16 protein-coding genes and 2 tRNA genes are annotated in these 14,300 nt (G+C 66.1%); 9 read left to right on the top strand and 9 right to left on the bottom strand.

Annotation, left to right across the window (positions count from 1 at the left end; genetic code table 11):
- Positions 1–21: 21 nt before the first annotated feature.
- The 6 genes from ACWPXE_RS14340 to ACWPXE_RS14315 are packed head-to-tail and all read left to right on the top strand — an operon-like array spanning position 22 to position 4,708.
- Complete coding sequence (locus ACWPXE_RS14340) at positions 22–1,026, top strand: cysteine synthase A (protein WP_454018379.1); 1,005 nt, start codon at positions 22–24, stop codon at positions 1,024–1,026.
- A gap of 16 nt (positions 1,027–1,042) precedes the next feature.
- Positions 1,043–1,750, top strand: coding sequence for an alanyl-tRNA editing protein (locus ACWPXE_RS14335; protein ID WP_454018378.1), 708 nt, complete (start codon positions 1,043–1,045; stop codon positions 1,748–1,750).
- Between the two features lie 16 nt (positions 1,751–1,766).
- Positions 1,767–2,654 (top strand): 3-mercaptopyruvate sulfurtransferase, encoded by an 888-nt coding sequence (gene sseA / locus ACWPXE_RS14330; protein WP_454018377.1) that lies wholly within the window; start codon positions 1,767–1,769, stop codon positions 2,652–2,654.
- Positions 2,651–3,085, top strand: coding sequence for a GNAT family acetyltransferase (locus tag ACWPXE_RS14325; protein ID WP_454018376.1), 435 nt, complete (start codon positions 2,651–2,653; stop codon positions 3,083–3,085). Before sseA ends, ACWPXE_RS14325 begins: the two co-directional genes overlap by 4 nt.
- On the top strand, positions 3,061–3,702 hold the full coding sequence (locus tag ACWPXE_RS14320; RefSeq protein WP_454018375.1) for a GNAT family N-acetyltransferase: 642 nt from the start codon (positions 3,061–3,063) through the stop codon (positions 3,700–3,702). Before ACWPXE_RS14325 ends, ACWPXE_RS14320 begins: the two co-directional genes overlap by 25 nt.
- A gap of 52 nt (positions 3,703–3,754) precedes the next feature.
- Complete coding sequence (locus ACWPXE_RS14315; protein ID WP_454018374.1) at positions 3,755–4,708, top strand: EamA family transporter; 954 nt, start codon at positions 3,755–3,757, stop codon at positions 4,706–4,708.
- Here the strand turns inward: ACWPXE_RS14315 and ACWPXE_RS14310 are convergent.
- The 5 genes from ACWPXE_RS14310 to ACWPXE_RS14290 form a co-directional block, all read right to left on the bottom strand.
- Entirely contained in the window at positions 4,644–5,729 is a 1,086-nt protein-coding gene (locus ACWPXE_RS14310; protein WP_454018373.1) for a pyridoxal phosphate-dependent aminotransferase, read from the bottom strand. The two genes, ACWPXE_RS14315 and ACWPXE_RS14310, sit on opposite strands and share 65 nt — an antisense overlap.
- 141 nt (positions 5,730–5,870) lie before the next feature.
- Entirely contained in the window at positions 5,871–6,647 is a 777-nt protein-coding gene (locus ACWPXE_RS14305) for an amino acid ABC transporter ATP-binding protein (protein ID WP_454018778.1), read from the bottom strand.
- Between the two features lie 22 nt (positions 6,648–6,669).
- On the bottom strand, positions 6,670–7,803 hold the full coding sequence (locus ACWPXE_RS14300; protein ID WP_454018372.1) for an amino acid ABC transporter permease: 1,134 nt from the start codon (positions 7,801–7,803) through the stop codon (positions 6,670–6,672).
- Between the two features lie 5 nt (positions 7,804–7,808).
- Positions 7,809–9,008 carry an amino acid ABC transporter permease gene (locus tag ACWPXE_RS14295; RefSeq protein ID WP_454018371.1) on the bottom strand — a complete coding sequence of 400 codons (1,200 nt, stop codon included), beginning with the start codon at positions 9,006–9,008 and terminating at the stop codon, positions 7,809–7,811.
- Between the two features lie 199 nt (positions 9,009–9,207).
- Positions 9,208–10,230: an amino acid ABC transporter substrate-binding protein gene (locus ACWPXE_RS14290; RefSeq protein ID WP_183179578.1), complete on the bottom strand. Its 1,023-nt coding sequence runs from the start codon at positions 10,228–10,230 to the stop codon at positions 9,208–9,210.
- 240 nt (positions 10,231–10,470) lie between these two features.
- Between ACWPXE_RS14290 and metC the strand changes: the two genes are divergently transcribed.
- Together metC and hisI are read left to right on the top strand one after the other, a co-directional pair.
- On the top strand, positions 10,471–11,649 hold the full coding sequence (metC, locus tag ACWPXE_RS14285; protein WP_454018370.1) for a cystathionine beta-lyase: 1,179 nt from the start codon (positions 10,471–10,473) through the stop codon (positions 11,647–11,649).
- A gap of 41 nt (positions 11,650–11,690) precedes the next feature.
- Entirely contained in the window at positions 11,691–12,125 is a 435-nt protein-coding gene (hisI, locus tag ACWPXE_RS14280) for a phosphoribosyl-AMP cyclohydrolase (protein ID WP_454018369.1), read from the top strand.
- Positions 12,126–12,457: 332 nt separating this feature from the next.
- On the opposite strand, the gene ACWPXE_RS14275 is transcribed toward hisI, so the two are convergent.
- From ACWPXE_RS14275 to ACWPXE_RS14260, 4 genes are all read right to left on the bottom strand, one after another.
- Positions 12,458–12,700: a DUF6460 domain-containing protein gene (locus ACWPXE_RS14275; RefSeq protein ID WP_236778071.1), complete on the bottom strand. Its 243-nt coding sequence runs from the start codon at positions 12,698–12,700 to the stop codon at positions 12,458–12,460.
- 448 nt (positions 12,701–13,148) lie between these two features.
- Positions 13,149–13,225, bottom strand: a tRNA-Arg gene (locus tag ACWPXE_RS14270).
- Positions 13,226–13,235: 10 nt separating this feature from the next.
- Positions 13,236–13,532 (bottom strand): ETC complex I subunit, encoded by a 297-nt coding sequence (locus tag ACWPXE_RS14265; RefSeq protein ID WP_014240426.1) that lies wholly within the window; start codon positions 13,530–13,532, stop codon positions 13,236–13,238.
- 49 nt (positions 13,533–13,581) lie between these two features.
- Positions 13,582–13,659: transfer RNA gene (locus tag ACWPXE_RS14260), tRNA-Pro, on the bottom strand.
- A gap of 118 nt (positions 13,660–13,777) precedes the next feature.
- Between ACWPXE_RS14260 and ACWPXE_RS14255 the strand changes: the two genes are divergently transcribed.
- A complete protein-coding gene (locus ACWPXE_RS14255) occupies positions 13,778–14,293 on the top strand; it encodes a hypothetical protein (protein WP_454018368.1) in 516 nt (171 codons plus the stop codon).
- Positions 14,294–14,300: the final 7 nt, after the last annotated feature.

The following is a 14,300-nucleotide window of genomic DNA, read 5'->3' as shown; positions in this document are numbered from 1 at the left end:
ATTCGATTCGGGAGACAGTCCGTGGACATCCGCACCGGCTTCATCGGCTCCATCGGCAACACGCCGCTGATTCGGCTGGAAGGGCCGTCGAAGGCCACGGGATGCGAGATCCTGGGCAAGGCGGAGTTCCTCAACCCCGGTGGCTCGGTGAAGGACCGCGCGGCCCTGGCCATCGTCCGCGACGCCGAACGCCGGGGCCTGCTGCGCCCCGGCGGCACCATCGTGGAAGGCACGGCGGGCAACACCGGCATCGGGCTGGCGCTGGTCGGCAACGCGCTCGGCTACCGCACCGTCATCGTGATGCCGGAGACGCAGAGCCAGGAGAAGAAGGACATGCTGCGCCTGGTCGGCGCCGACCTTCGTCTGGTGCCGGCGGTGCCCTACTCCAACCCCGACAATTACGTCCGTTATTCGGGCAGGCTGGCCGAGGAACTGGCGAAGACCGAGCCGAACGGCGCCGTCTGGGCCAACCAGTTCGACAATGTGGCGAACCGTGAGGGCCACCGTCTGACCACCGGTCCGGAAATCTGGACCCAGACCGAGGGGCGGATCGACGCCTTCACCTGCGCGGTGGGCAGCGGCGGCACGCTGGCCGGCGTCGGGCTGGCTCTAAAGGAGCGCAATCCGGACGTCCGCATCGTTCTGGCCGACCCGATGGGCGCCTCCCTCTACCATCACTACGCCCATGGGACGTTGAAGGCCGAGGGCAGCTCGATCACCGAAGGCATCGGCCAGGGCCGGATCACCGCAAACCTGGAGGGCGCTCCGGTCGACCAGGCGCTGCAGATCCCCGACAAGGAGGCCCTGCCGGTCATCTTCGATCTGATCAAGTCGCAGGGTCTCGTGTTGGGGGGATCGTCGGGCATCAACGTGGCGGCGGCCATCCGCATCGCAAAGGAGATGGGGCCGGGCCACACCATCGTGACGATTCTCTGCGACGGAGGGCAGCGCTACCAATCGAAGCTCTTCAATCCGGCCTTCCTGCGTGAGAAGAATCTGCCTGTGCCCGATTGGCTGGATTCGTAAACGCACCCGAGGTTCCATGGAGCTGATCTTCCGCGAGGACGCCTACGCCACCTCCTGCACCGCCACCGTGACATCCGCGGACGAGCGGGGCATCCGTTTGGACCGGACGGTCTTCTACCCCAACGGCGGCGGCCAGCCCGGCGACACCGGGCTGCTGCGCGTCGCCGGTGCCATGCTGCGCATCGTGGACACGGTGAAGGGCGACGGGCCGGACGACGTCATCCATGTGCCCGAGCCGGGCGCGGCCCTGCCCGCGCCCGGCACCACGGTGGAGGCGGAGATCGACTGGGACCGCCGGCACCGCCACATGCGGATGCACACGGCGCTGCACCTCGTCTGCGCGGTCCTGCCCGGTGCCTCGATCACCGGCGCCCAGGTCGGGGCGGAACGCAGCCGCGTCGATTTCAACGTTCCGACCGAGGGCCTCGACAAGGAGGCCATCGCGGCGGCCCTGAACCGGCTGGTCGCCGCGGACACACCGGTCGGCTCGCTGTGGATTTCCGACGCGGAACTGGACGCCAACCCCGAGCTGATCCGCACCCTGACGGTGAAGCCGCCGCGCGGGCACGGCCGCGTCCGGCTGGTGGACATCGCCGGGGTTGACCGCCAGCCCTGCGGCGGTACCCATGTGAAGCGGCTGGGCGAGATCGGCGGGCTGGACGTCGTGAAGATCGAGAACAAGGGCAAGCAGAACCGGCGCGTGATCGTCACACTGCGGGATTGAACGGGGAGAACATCTTATGACCGATTCGCACACCATGCTCACCCTCCCCGGCCCGATCGTCCCGACGGCTTGGCTGGCGGAACGGCTGGGCCAGCCGGGTCTGCACGTTCTCGACGCCTCCTGGTTCACGCCCGGCTCCGACCGCGATCCGAACACCGAGTTTCTGGAGCGGCACATCCCCGGCGCCGTGCGCATCGACATCGACGACGTGGCGCAGCCGGACACCCACCCCTTGCCGCACATGGTGCCGGACGAGGCGACCTTCGCGGCCAAGGTCGGGGCGCTCGGCGTCGGCAGCGGCGACACGGTGGTCGTCTATGACAGCGCCGGCATGGCCACCGCCGCCGCCCGCGTCTGGTGGATGTTCCGCCTGTTCGGGCACGGCCGCGTTGCCGTTCTGGACGGCGGCCTGCCGAAATGGATCGCGGAAGGCCGGCCGCTGGAATCCGGTCCGGCGGCCCCGGCCCCGGCGGCCTTCACGGCGGCGCTGCGGCCCGGCCTGCTGCGCCGGGCCGACGAGGTTCTCGCCAACATCGACTCGCGGGTCGATCAGGTGGTGGACGCCCGTGGCGCCAACCGCTACGAGGGCGCTGTAGTCGAACCCTGGCCGGGCCGCCGCAGCGGTCGCATTCCCGGCAGCCTGAACCTGCCCTTCACGGACCTGATCGACGCGGAGAGCAAGACCCTGCTGCCGCCCGAAACCATCGCGGAGCGGGCGAAGGGCGCCGGGCTCGACCTGGAGCGTCCCATCGTCGCCTCCTGCGGCAGCGGCGTAACCGCCTGCGTTCTGGCACTCGGATTGGCCGCGGCCGGCAAGGAGGATGTGGCCGTCTATGACGGGTCCTGGGCGGAATGGGGTCTGCGCTCCGATCTGCCGCTGGAGACCGGGCCGGCGAAGCTGTGACCGGAGCGCTGAGCATCCGCCATTACGAGGCGGCGGACCGCGACGACGTGGTGGCGCTGTGGACCGCCTGCAACCTCGTGGTGCCGTGGAACGACCCGGTGGCCGACATCGCGCTTGCGGTGTCGAAGCCGAACGCCACGATCCTGATCGGCCGTGAGGGCGAGCGGACCGTGGCGTCCGTCATGGTGGGTCATGACGGGCACCGCGGCTGGTTCTATTATCTGGCGGTCGACCCCGCCTGCCGCGGAAGCGGCCATGGCAGGGCGATGGTCCGGGCGGCGGAGGGCTGGCTTGTGGAGGCAGGCATGCCCAAGGCGCAACTCATGGTGCGCGCGACGAACCACGCCGTGGTGGCGTTCTATGAGCGGCTGGGCTATGCCACCGGTCCCGTTACCGTGATGCAGAAATGGCTGAAGACCGATTCTCCCTGACGCCGCGTCCCCGGACGTCCCTGTCGCAGTCCCAGATCGTGGCGCCGGTGCCGCCCGGCTGCCTGTCCGTCATCGTCACCTATCTGGAGATGACGGCCCCGCCGGCCCACGCGCCCCTGCCCCGCCCGGCAGGTGACGTGGCGCTGGTGCGGGCCAACCCGCCGACCGCCTCCTACTACCGCTATCTCTACGACACGGTGGGCGAGCCCTGGCTGTGGCACGAGCGGCGGCGTATGCCGATGCCGGAACTTGGGCGCGTCGTCACCGACCCGCGGGTCGAGATCTGGGTCCTCTACGTGAACGGCACGCCCGCCGGCTACGCCGAGATCGACCGACGGGAGGACGACACCGACTTGGCCTACTTCGGGCTGATCCCGGATTTCATCGGCCTGAAGCTCGGCCCCTGGCTGCTCGACACGGCGATCCGGCTGGCTTGGCAGGGCCGGACGACGCGGCTTCTCGTCAACACCTGCACTTTCGACCATCCGAAGGCGCTACCGCTCTACCAATCGATGGGCTTCGTGCCCTACCGGCATGTGACTCGCGAGATCCGCGATCCGCGCCTCCTCGGCTGGCTGCCTCGGACCTCGGCGCCGCACATTCCGATCAACGAGTGACGGGCCGACCCGGCCCGCTCTCCGCCGCTACGAACGCCAGGACACCGACGCCATGACGAAGGGCATTCTGTTCGCGTTCCTGGCTTTCGCCTTCTTCGCCTGGGGCGATGCGCTGGTGAAGGCGATCGGGCATGGGCTGGACCCGTTCGAGGTCACCTTCTTCGCCTACATCCTGCCGTTGCTACTCTCCCCGGTCTTCATGACCAAGGGCGACCGGGTCAGCGACCTGCTGCGCTGGAACCGGCCCTGGCTGATGACGGTGCGGCTGGTCTTCGTGGCGGCCTCAACCCCGCTCAGCGTCATGTCGTTCCGCAGCCTTCCCTTCGCGGAAGCCTTCGCGATGATCTTCCTGATGCCCAGCCTGGTGACGCTGCTGGCGATTGTCGTGCTGAAGGAGCCGGTGCGCTGGCGCCGGCGGCTGGCCGTCGGGGCGGCCTTCATCGGCGTGCTGATCGTTGCCCGTCCCGGATTCCGCGAGTTGCTGCCCGGCCATTTCGCGGCGCTGGGCTGTGCCTTCAGCTCCGCCGTCGTGGTCATCACCGGACGGATGATCGGGCATACGGAGAAACGCTTCACCCTGATCGGGACGGTGTTCCTGTCGACCGCCGTCGCGTCCGGCCTGCTGATGATCCCCGGCTTCGAGTGGCCAACGCGGGAGCAATGGATTCTGACGGTGGGATTCGCCACCACGACCTTCGCCGCCCAGGCCCTGTTCACCCTGGCCGCAGCCTTCGCCCCGGCGGATCGGGTGGGGGCGGCCCAGTACAGCCAGATCCTGTGGGCGCTGGCCATCGGGGCGATCTTCTTCGACGAGTGGCCGGACCTGCTGTCGCTGGTCGGCATCGTCATCGTGGTCGGCTCCGGCCTGTTCATCTTCGCCCGCGAGCACACCCGACATCCGGATCCGATGCCAGATCCAATTCCCGGCGAGGAGCCGGATATCAGCTCAGAATCTCTCCCAGAGCCGCGACCAGAGCCCGGTTTTCGTCCTCCCGCCCGACCGTGATGCGCAGGCAGTCGGCCAGCCCGTAGTCCTGGGTGGGCTTCACCAGGATGCCACGGCGCGCCAGATGGTCCAGCACGGCCTGGACACCGAGCGACGGGTCGGTCGGGATACGCGCCAGGATGAAGTTGCAGACGCTGGGATAGACGCGCACGCCGAGCTGCTCCAGCTCGTGGCTCAGCCAGGGCAGCCACGCGCTGTTGTGGGCGAAGGTCGCCTCCTCATGCTCGGTGTCGGCGATGGCGGCCTCCGCCGCGGCCTGCGCGGCAATCCCGACGTTGAAGGGGCCGCGTGTCTGGTTGATCGCCTCGATCACCCCTGCCGGGCCGTAGGCCCAGCCGACGCGCAGCCCGGCCAGCCCGTGCAGCTTGGAGAAGGTGCGCACCATCAGCACGTTGTCGGAATTTTCGACGATCTCCGTTCCGTCGCTGTAGTTGTCACGGCGGCAATAGTCGGCGTAGGCCGAATCGAGAACCAGCAGCGTGTGCGACGGCAAACCGGCGCGCAGCCGCAGGACCAGCTCCGACGGGATGTAGGTGCCGGTGGGGTTGTTCGGGTTGGCGAGGAAGCAGAGCTTGGTCTTCTCGTTCGCCCGGTCGATCATCGCTTCGACATCGACAACCAGATCGCGTTCCGCGGCGATCACCGGAGTCGCTCCGGCGGCGCGGATCGCCTTCATGAAGCCGCGGTAGCCATGCTCGTGGCACAGCACCTCGTCCCCTGGCCCGGCGAAGGCCTGGGTCACGAGGTGGATCATCTCGTCGGAGCCGTTGGCGCAGGTGATGTGGCCGGCGTCCAGATCGTAACGCCGGGCGATGGCGTGGCGCAGGCGGTCCTGCGACCAGTCGGGATAGCGGTGGATTTGCGCCGCCATATGGCGGTAGGCGGTGAGCGCCCGCTTGCCGGGTCCCAGCGGATTGACCGTCAGCGACAGATCGACCCAGGCGGCGCCGTCCTCCGGTGGTCGGGCGGGACGGTAGGGCTTGATCTGGCCAATTCCGGGACGGGGACTCAGCAGCTCCATCAGGCAGGCTCCGTTGTGCATAGCGGCAAACAGCACGAACGGACTGCATTCAACCCGAAACCAGCGCAACCCGCCAGCGTTCCTTGCGGGTTGCGCTGGTTTACCGCGCCGGAACAAGCCGTTCCGGCGCGGTTATGAGCATCAGTGGTTCAGGATCTGGCTGAGGAACAGCTTCGTCCGGTCCGACTGCGGGTGGTTGAAGAACTCATTGGGCGTGTTCTGCTCGACGATCTCGCCGCGGTCCATGAAGATGACGCGGTCGGCGACCGACTTGGCGAAACCCATCTCGTGCGTGACGCAGAGCATGGTCATGCCGTCCTCGGCCAGCCCGATCATGACGTCCAGCACCTCCTTGACCATCTCGGGGTCCAGCGCGGAGGTCGGCTCGTCGAACAGCATGACCTTCGGGCTCATGCACAGCGAGCGGGCGATCGCCACGCGCTGCTGCTGCCCGCCGGAGAGTTGGCCGGGGTACTTGTGCGCCTGCTCCGCGATGCGCACCCGCTTCAGGTAGCGCATCGCCATCTCCTCCGCCTCGGCCTTCGGCTTCTTGCGGACCCAGATCGGGGCGAGTGTGCAATTCTCCAGCACGGTCAGGTGCGGGAACAGGTTGAAGTGCTGGAACACCATGCCGACTTCGCGGCGAACCAGCTCGATGTTCTTCAGATTGCCGGTCAGCTCGATGCCGTCGACGACGATGGAGCCCTTCTGGTGCTCCTCAAGCCGGTTCAGGCAGCGGATCATGGTCGACTTGCCGGAGCCCGAGGGGCCGCAGATCACGATCCGCTCCCCCTTGGCGACCGACAGGTCGATGTCCTTCAGGACGTGGAACTCGCCGTACCACTTGTGCACGCCCTGGCACTGGATGATCGGCTCCCCCTGCGGGAAGCTGCGCGCGGCGCCGGCGGTTTGGGCCATGGTCATCTCTTCTCCCTTTCCCTCAGCGACGGTGGCCGCGACGCAGGTCGCGTTCGAGCTTTTGGCTGTATTTGGACATCGAGTAGCAGAACACCCAGTAGATCACGCCGATGAACAGGTAGGCCTCGCGGTAGAAACCGCGCCATGCCGGGTCGGAGAGCGCCGCCTTGGCCGTGCCCAGCAGGTCGTAGAGGCCGATGATGATGACCAGCGACGTGTCCTTGAAGAAGCTGATGAAGGTGTTCACCAGCGGCGGGATGGAGATGGCGAGCGCCTGCGGCAGGATGATCTTGCCCATCGCCTGCCAGTAGTTCAGGCCGAGCGCGTCCGCCGCCTCGTACTGGCCCTTCGGAATGGCCTGGAGACCGCCGCGGATCGCTTCCGCCATATAGGCGGCGGCGAACATGATGAAGGCGATCTGGGCGCGCAGCAGCTTGTCGAAGTTCACGCCGGTCGGCAGGAACAGCGGGAACATCACCGACGCCATGAACAGCAGGCTGATCAGCGGCACGCCTCGGATCAGCTCGATGTAGGTCACCGAGATCACGCGGATGGCCGGAAGCTGCGATCGCCGGCCGAGCGCCAGCAGGACCGACGCCGGGAAGGCCACGGACAGGCCGACCACCGAGAGCATCAGCGTCAGCGGCAGGCCGCCCCACAGCGTGTTCTCGACATAGGTCAGGCCCAGCACGCCGCCCCACATCAGCACGCCCACCGCGGTCAGGCCGGCGATCCAAACGAGGGCCAGCCAGGGCTTCCAGAAACGGCGGTCGCAGCTCGCCAGCACCAGCGCGATGATGATCACGATGGTGATCAGCGGCCGCCACTGCTCGTCGTACGGGAAGGTGCCGAACATGACGAAGCGCAGCTTCTCGCTGACGAAGGTCCAGCAGGCCCCGCCCTCCTGCCGACACACCTGGGGCGGCGTGCCGAAGCTGTTGGCGCTGAAGATCAGCCAGTCGAGAAGCGGCGGGATCGCCTTGAACAGCAGCCAGGCGATCAGGATGGTCAGGAGTGCGTTGTACCAGGTGTTGAACAGGTTGTTGCGCAGCCACGCCACGGGGCCGACGGTGTTGGACGGCGGACGCTCGTCGGGGATGCTTCCGGTAGGGACATTGCCGGTATGGACGTTGCCGGTATGAACGTTGTTTGCCATGGCCGTCAGCGCTCCACCAGCGCGATGCGCTTGTTGTACCAGTTCATGAAGATCGAGATGCCCAGGCTGATGACCAGATAGGTGCCCATGATCATCGCCACGCCCTCGATCGCCTGACCGGTCTGGTTCAGCGTCGTGTTGGCGATCGACACCAGATCCGGGTAGCCGATGGCGAGCGCCAGGGAGCTGTTCTTGGTCAGGTTCAGATACTGGCTGGTCAGCGGCGGCACGATCACCCGCAGCGCCTGCGGCAGGACGACGAGCCGCAGCGTCTTGCCGCTGTCGATGCCGAGCGCCCTTGCGGCTTCCGTCTGGCCCCAGTTGACCGCGAGGATGCCGCTGCGCACCACCTCAGCGATGAAGGCGGCGGTGTAGACGACCAGCCCGACCAGGATCGCGAAGAACTCCGGAGTGAGGACCACGCCGCCGACGAAGTTGAAGCCCTGCAGCTTCGGAACGTCCAGCGCCGTCGGCGCGCCGCCGGCAACATAGGCGATCAGCGGCAGGCCGATCAGCAGACCCAGACTTGCCGTTCCGATCGGGAAGGGCTGGCCCGTCCGCTCCTGCCGGGCCTTGGCCCAGCGCCGCAGGAAGATCACGCCGATCACCGCTATGGCGAGCGCGAAGCCCATCGTGCCCCACACCGGGTCGGCGGAGGGCACCGGAACGAACAGGCCGCGCTGCGACAGGAACACGCCGGGGATCGGGTTCAGCGCCTGCCGCACCGGCGGCATGCTTTCCGAGACCAGCGCGTACCAGAAGAAGAGCTGGAGCAGCGGCGGGATGTTGCGGACAATCTCCACGTAGGTGGAGGCCAGCTTGGCGATCAGCCAGTTGCTGGACAGGCGGGCGACGCCGATCAGCGTGCCCAGCACGGTCGCCAGGACGACGCCGATGATCGACACCTTCAGCGTGTTCAGCACGCCCACCAGGAAGGCCCGGCCGTAGCTGTCCCGCGGATGATAGTCGATCAGGCTCTCACCGATGCCGAAGGAGGCCTCACGCTCCAGGAATCCGAATCCTGTCGCGATGGACCGCTTCGACAGGTTGTCGAGCGTGTTGTGGATAAGGAACCAGCCGACCGCGATGACGATGCCGACCACCAGAACCTGGTAGAACACGGCACGGACCGTCGGGTCGCTGAGGGAAAATGAAACACCGCCAGGCGCGCTTGGGCGCGCGGTGTCCCGGGTCTTGCTGGCCACGGTTCTCTCCCCTCACCAGCATGGCATAAGGGCGCCGGCCGCCTCCCGAACGTCCGCCGCAACTTGCGCCACGTATATCGTCTCCCAAACGGGCCTGCGGCACGGGCATTGATTCTTGTCGCCCTGCGGCCGCCCCGCCCGTCGTCAAAAAAGGAAGGACCGCGGGCCTCCCTGTGGTCCGCGGTCCCCCTTTCCGTCCTCAGCGGATCGGCATCGCGTACTGCAGACCACCATTGGTCCACAACGCGTTCAGGCCGCGCTCCAGCTTCAGCGGGGTCTTCATGCCGACGTTGCGCTCGAAGATCTCACCATAGTTGCCCATGGTCTTGATCACGTTGTAGGCCCACTTCTCGTCCAGGCCCAGCGCCTTGCCCATGCCCGGCGAGGTGCCGAGGATGCGCTGGATCTCCGGGTTCTTGCTGTTCACGAACTCGTCGACGTTCTTCGAGGTGATGCCCATCTCTTCGGCCTGGATGGTGGCATAGACGGTCCACTTCACCACATCGAACCACTGGTCGTCACCGTGACGGACGGCGGGGGCCAGCGGCTCTTTGGAGATGATCTCCGGGAGAATGATGTGGTCGTCCGGAACCGGGGCCACGCCGGCGCGGGTCCCGGCCAAGCCGGACGCGTCGGTCGTCAGCACGTCGCAGCGGCCGGCGAAGTAGGCGGCGTTCACCTCGTCGTTCGACTCGATGACGACCGGGTTGTAGGACATGTTGTTGGTGCGGAAATAGTCCGCGAGATTCAGTTCGGTCGTGGTGCCGGCCTGGACGCAGACAGTGGCGCCGTTCAGCTCCTTGGCGCTCTTCACGCCGAGCTTCTTGTTCACCATGAAGCCCTGGCCGTCATAATAGGTGACCGGGGCGAAGTTCAGGCCAACCGAGGTGTCGCGGGTCAGCGTGACGGTGGTGTTGCGCGACAGCAGATCGACCTCGCCCGACTGGATGGCGGGGAAGCGCTGCTGGGCCGACAGCGGGGTGAACTTGACCTTGTTGGGGTCGTTGAACAGCGCAACCGCGACCGCGCGGCAGTAATCGACATCGAGACCGGTCCAGTTGCCCGAGCTGTCGGGGTTGCCGAAGCCCGGAAGGCCGGCGTTCACGCCGCACTGGACGAAGCCGCGGCCCTTGACGGCGTCCAGCGTCGGACCGGCCTGAGCGCCGGTCACGGCGCCGAACACCACGGCCGCGGCAGCAGCGGCGAGGATTCCCGATTTCATATTAAGCTCCACCCTGTTCTTGCGTTTTTACGCTTAGGTTCATGCATTGCGCAGCCCGCATGGCGGACACGCGCGTGTGACAAGAGTGCACCAACCGCATCCGGCTTGTCGAATCATCCTTAAGCCGTGCATTTGGCTTGGTTATCCCTTACAGAGGCTTAGGGAAAAGAATCTCTGACGGTCGGGTCCATCTTGGAAAGTCGGGATGCGGCCTCCGTCACTGTTGTTGCGGGAAGCCCCATGAAAGACGCACGAAAAGATACGATCCTCGGGCACGCCGGGCGCAGCCCGCGCGAGAATCACGGAATCGTGAATCCGCCGGTCTACCATTGCTCGACGGTGCTGTTCCCGACGCTGGAGGATCTGGAAGCGGGCGACCAAGCTCCTTTCGACCGCATCAACTATGGGCGCATCGGGACTCCGACCACACTGGCCTTCGAGCAGGCGATCGCCGAGCTTGAGGGAGCCTACCGCTCCGTCAACACCGGGTCGGGCCTGAACGCCATCGCCACGGCGCTTTTCGCCTTCACCAGGACGGGCGACCATGTGCTGATCACCGACAGCGCCTACGGTCCGACCCGCCGATTCGCCAACGACACGCTCGTCCCCTACGGCGTGGAGGTCGAGTATTTCGATCCCACCATCGGCACCGGCATCACCAGGTTGCTGAAGCCGAACACCAGCGTGGTGTTCCTCGAATCGCCGGGTTCGCTGACCTTTGAGGTGCAGGACGTCCCCGCCATCGCCGCCGCGGCCAAGACGGTGGGCGCCACGGTGATGATCGACAACACCTGGGCCACCCCCCTCTTCTTCCAGCCGCTGCGGCACGGGGTGGACGTGTCGATCCACTCGGCCACCAAATACATCGTCGGCCACGCCGACGCGATGCTGGGCGTGATCTCCTGCGCCAACGAGGCGCAATGGCTGGCCGTGAAGAAGGCCGCCACGCGGACGGGAACCTGCGCCGGACCGGACGACATCTATCTGGGGCTGCGCGGCCTGCGCACCCTGTCCGTCCGTCTGAAGCAGCACGAGGCAAGCGCGCTCGCCCTGGCCGAGTGGCTGTCGAAGCAGCCCGAGGTCACGCGTATCCTGCATCCGGCCTTCCCCGAATGCCCGGGCCATGAGCTGTGGAAGCGCGACATCGGACGCTCCTCCGGCCTGTTTTCCATCGTCATGAGCGCGGTGCCGAAGCCGGCCCTGTCGGCGATGCTGAACTCCCTGGAACTGTTCGGGCTGGGTTACAGCTGGGGCGGGTTCGAAAGCCTGATCCTGCCGGCGCGCCCGGCCGCCATCCGCACGGCAACCCGCTGGACCGATCCCGGCACCATGCTGCGCCTGCACGCCGGGCTGGAGGATGTGGACGATCTCATCCGCGACCTGGACGGCGCCTTCGCCCGCCTGAGGGCCGCCCTGTAAAGGGCGGGTCCCGACGAGCACACACACGAGGATTGAACATCATGACGGACGCCACCGCGCCCGGGGCCTCAATCGAGCCCTCGTTCGATGACGTGATCGCCGCCATCGCCTTCAACGCCGACGGGCTGGTTCCCGCCATCGCCCAGGCCGAGGGAACCGGCGAGATCCTGATGATGGCCTGGATGAACCGCGACGCCGTTCTGGAAACGCTGCGCACAGGGCGCGTCTGCTATTGGTCGCGATCCCGCAAGGGGCTGTGGCGCAAGGGCGAAACCTCCGGCCAGATGCAGCGGCTGAAGGACTTCCGCGTCGATTGCGACGGCGACACCCTGCTGGTGATCGTGGAACAGGACGGCGTGGCCTGCCACACCGGACGGCGCAGCTGCTTCTACCGCGCGCTGCGTGATGGGAAGCTCGCCATCATTCAGAACGTTGAAACCGATCCTTCGGTTCTCTACGGACACACGCATAAGTAAGACGCTAAACCTTCGCTGCAATGCGAAAAGTGTTTGATCTATGTCAACGTAGCCCGGGGCGGGAAGAGGTAGAAAGCTCTTGTCTCTAACCCTCCCTGTATTCGCCTATGCCGGGGGTTCCAATGGAACCCTCGGCTATTTTTTTGTCCAAAGTCAAAGCCGGTCCGGTTGCAGCGTATCGATAAAATTATCGCAGATTGATGCAGATCAACGAAGCGGATCTCCCGAACAGTTAGACAGTCCTTGTCTCTAACCCTCCCTGTATTCACTTAACCGGAGATCCACTGGATCTCCGGTTTTTTCTTTTGCGGGTGATGGAGATTGGGATTGCGTTACGGGCGGTGCCGCGTGCGGGTCCAGCGCATGACCGCTCCGATGACGGACAGCGGAACGACGATCACCGCTCCGATCAGGATATAGGGCAGCGCCCAATGGAACATGTCCGCGGCAAGGCGGGCGATGTCCTGGATGGTGGCCCAACTGTTGGTCAGGATACTGGCCGGATTGATGTCCAGAAAGGACAGAACCAACCCGACCACGAAACACAGCAGAAGCGTTCTGACGACCCAACCCACCAAGACATCACCTCGTACTGACGCCGAACGGCGTGGGATTGATCAAGCGCCCCGTAAAACGCCACCGGCACGGAGACCGTTCCGTGCGGTAGATGGTTACGGCGGTGGCGCATGAGAACGCCTTAGCCTCTGCTCACGCAGGCGCTTTCGAGTTATCCCCATTTTCTGTGGATAACTTTGTGGATGAGTTTTCAAGCCTATTGGAGTGGCGTCAACTTGCCCCTATGCCCCCAAATTGGGCCCGGTCATCACGAAGCGAAATCACTGGATACACTGCACATCGTCAGCGTTACACCGCAAACCATAGGCTTCGCATCGCCTTGGCCTACGGCAATGGGGATATGGGGATAACTATGTTGACCGTTTTTAGGAATCGACAGAGGGTCCGCTGATGATGACCAGCGGACGGCCCACGATGGTGATGGAGGAATGGTGCTGCGGAGAAAGGTGGCGACCCCAGCAGGATTCGAACCTGCGACCTATCGCTTAGAAGGCGATTGCTCTATCCAACTGAGCTATGGGGCCCCGGTCCGGATCAGAATCGCGGACGGTCCATACGGAAGTTGTCGGCGTAGTTGCGCGGACGGACGCGGCGCACCGGCGCATCCTGGACCGTATAGTCCCAGCCCTTGCGCTGGGCGAAGGCGACCGCCTCCTCCGACGTCTCGAAACCGATGCGCACTTGGTTCAGCGTGTCGCCGGAGCTGATCCAGCCCATCAGCGGCTCCGGACGGCGCGGGGTTTCGATCTCGTATTCGAGCAACCAACGATGCGTCTTGGCACGCCCGGACTGAGTGGCCGCTTTGCTCGGCTGGTAGATCCGGACCTTCATGACGCGGCATCTCCTCTGATACGTGCGTGGTGCATCGTTCGAATTTCGTTGGTCGGGGCGCCCGGATTCGAACCGGGGGCCTCCAGTACCCAAAACTGGCGCGCTGACCAGACTGCGCTACGCCCCGACGTCGCGCAGTGGAATACACGAACCCTGAGCGGACGGCAAGACGCTGCCGCATCTATCCCGCAGGGTGGACCTTCCGTATGATGCCGCCCCCTTCGACCGCGTCGGCCACCCCTTCCTTGAACACCTCCTCCCCGCCCTCGCCCTCGCCCCCGCCCCGTCTCGCCGTCTTCGTGTCCGGGCTGGACGACACCCCGGCCGGACGCGCCGCTGTGGCTCTGGCCGATGCCCTGCGGCGGCGGGGATATGGGCTCGACGTCATGGCCCCGATGGGGGGTGGATTGTTGCGGGCGGCGCTGCACCCGGGCATAGGCCAGATCGACCTCGCCAAGCGCCACACCGGCACTTCCGTCCTCGCGCTCGCGCGGATCGTCGCGGAACGGCGGCCGGCCGGCCTGATCGGGGTGGGAGGGGACGCCGGACTCGTCGCCCTTGGCGCCGTCCGGCTGGCGCGGCAGGGCACGCCCGCGGCGGTGCTGGAGGAACAGCCGCCGTCCGTCGGTGGGGTGCGGCGCGCCTTGCGGATGTGGCTGCACCCGCGCGCCTGCATCGTGGTGGGCGGCGCCGCCACGCCCCCTGAGGAGGCCGCCCGGCTCGTCCTGACCGCCTTCGGGTTGCCCGATGAGGCTCGTTAGCGCCGCG

This window comes from Azospirillum sp. Marseille-Q6669, from assembly GCF_965111635.1.
Note: the sequence above shows the minus strand (reverse complement) of the source record. Positions and strands in the feature narration are given on the sequence as shown.

Bases quoted from the DNA above. Each gene is read 5' to 3' on its own strand.
- ACWPXE_RS14335 (WP_454018378.1), top strand. From the start codon at position 1,043: ATGGAGCTGATCTTCCGCGAGGACGCCTACGCCACCTCCTGCACCGCC.
- sseA (WP_454018377.1), top strand. From the start codon at position 1,767: ATGACCGATTCGCACACCATGCTCACCCTCCCCGGCCCGATCGTCCCG.
- ACWPXE_RS14320 (WP_454018375.1), top strand. From the start codon at position 3,061: ATGGCTGAAGACCGATTCTCCCTGACGCCGCGTCCCCGGACGTCCCTG.
- ACWPXE_RS14315 (WP_454018374.1), top strand. From the start codon at position 3,755: ATGACGAAGGGCATTCTGTTCGCGTTCCTGGCTTTCGCCTTCTTCGCC.
- ACWPXE_RS14310 (WP_454018373.1), bottom strand. From the start codon at position 5,729: ATGGAGCTGCTGAGTCCCCGTCCCGGAATTGGCCAGATCAAGCCCTAC.
- ACWPXE_RS14305 (WP_454018778.1), bottom strand. From the start codon at position 6,647: ATGGCCCAAACCGCCGGCGCCGCGCGCAGCTTCCCGCAGGGGGAGCCG.
- ACWPXE_RS14300 (WP_454018372.1), bottom strand. From the start codon at position 7,803: ATGGCAAACAACGTTCATACCGGCAACGTCCATACCGGCAATGTCCCT.
- ACWPXE_RS14290 (WP_183179578.1), bottom strand. From the start codon at position 10,230: ATGAAATCGGGAATCCTCGCCGCTGCTGCCGCGGCCGTGGTGTTCGGC.
- metC (WP_454018370.1), top strand. From the start codon at position 10,471: ATGAAAGACGCACGAAAAGATACGATCCTCGGGCACGCCGGGCGCAGC.
- hisI (WP_454018369.1), top strand. From the start codon at position 11,691: ATGACGGACGCCACCGCGCCCGGGGCCTCAATCGAGCCCTCGTTCGAT.
- ACWPXE_RS14265 (WP_014240426.1), bottom strand. From the start codon at position 13,532: ATGAAGGTCCGGATCTACCAGCCGAGCAAAGCGGCCACTCAGTCCGGG.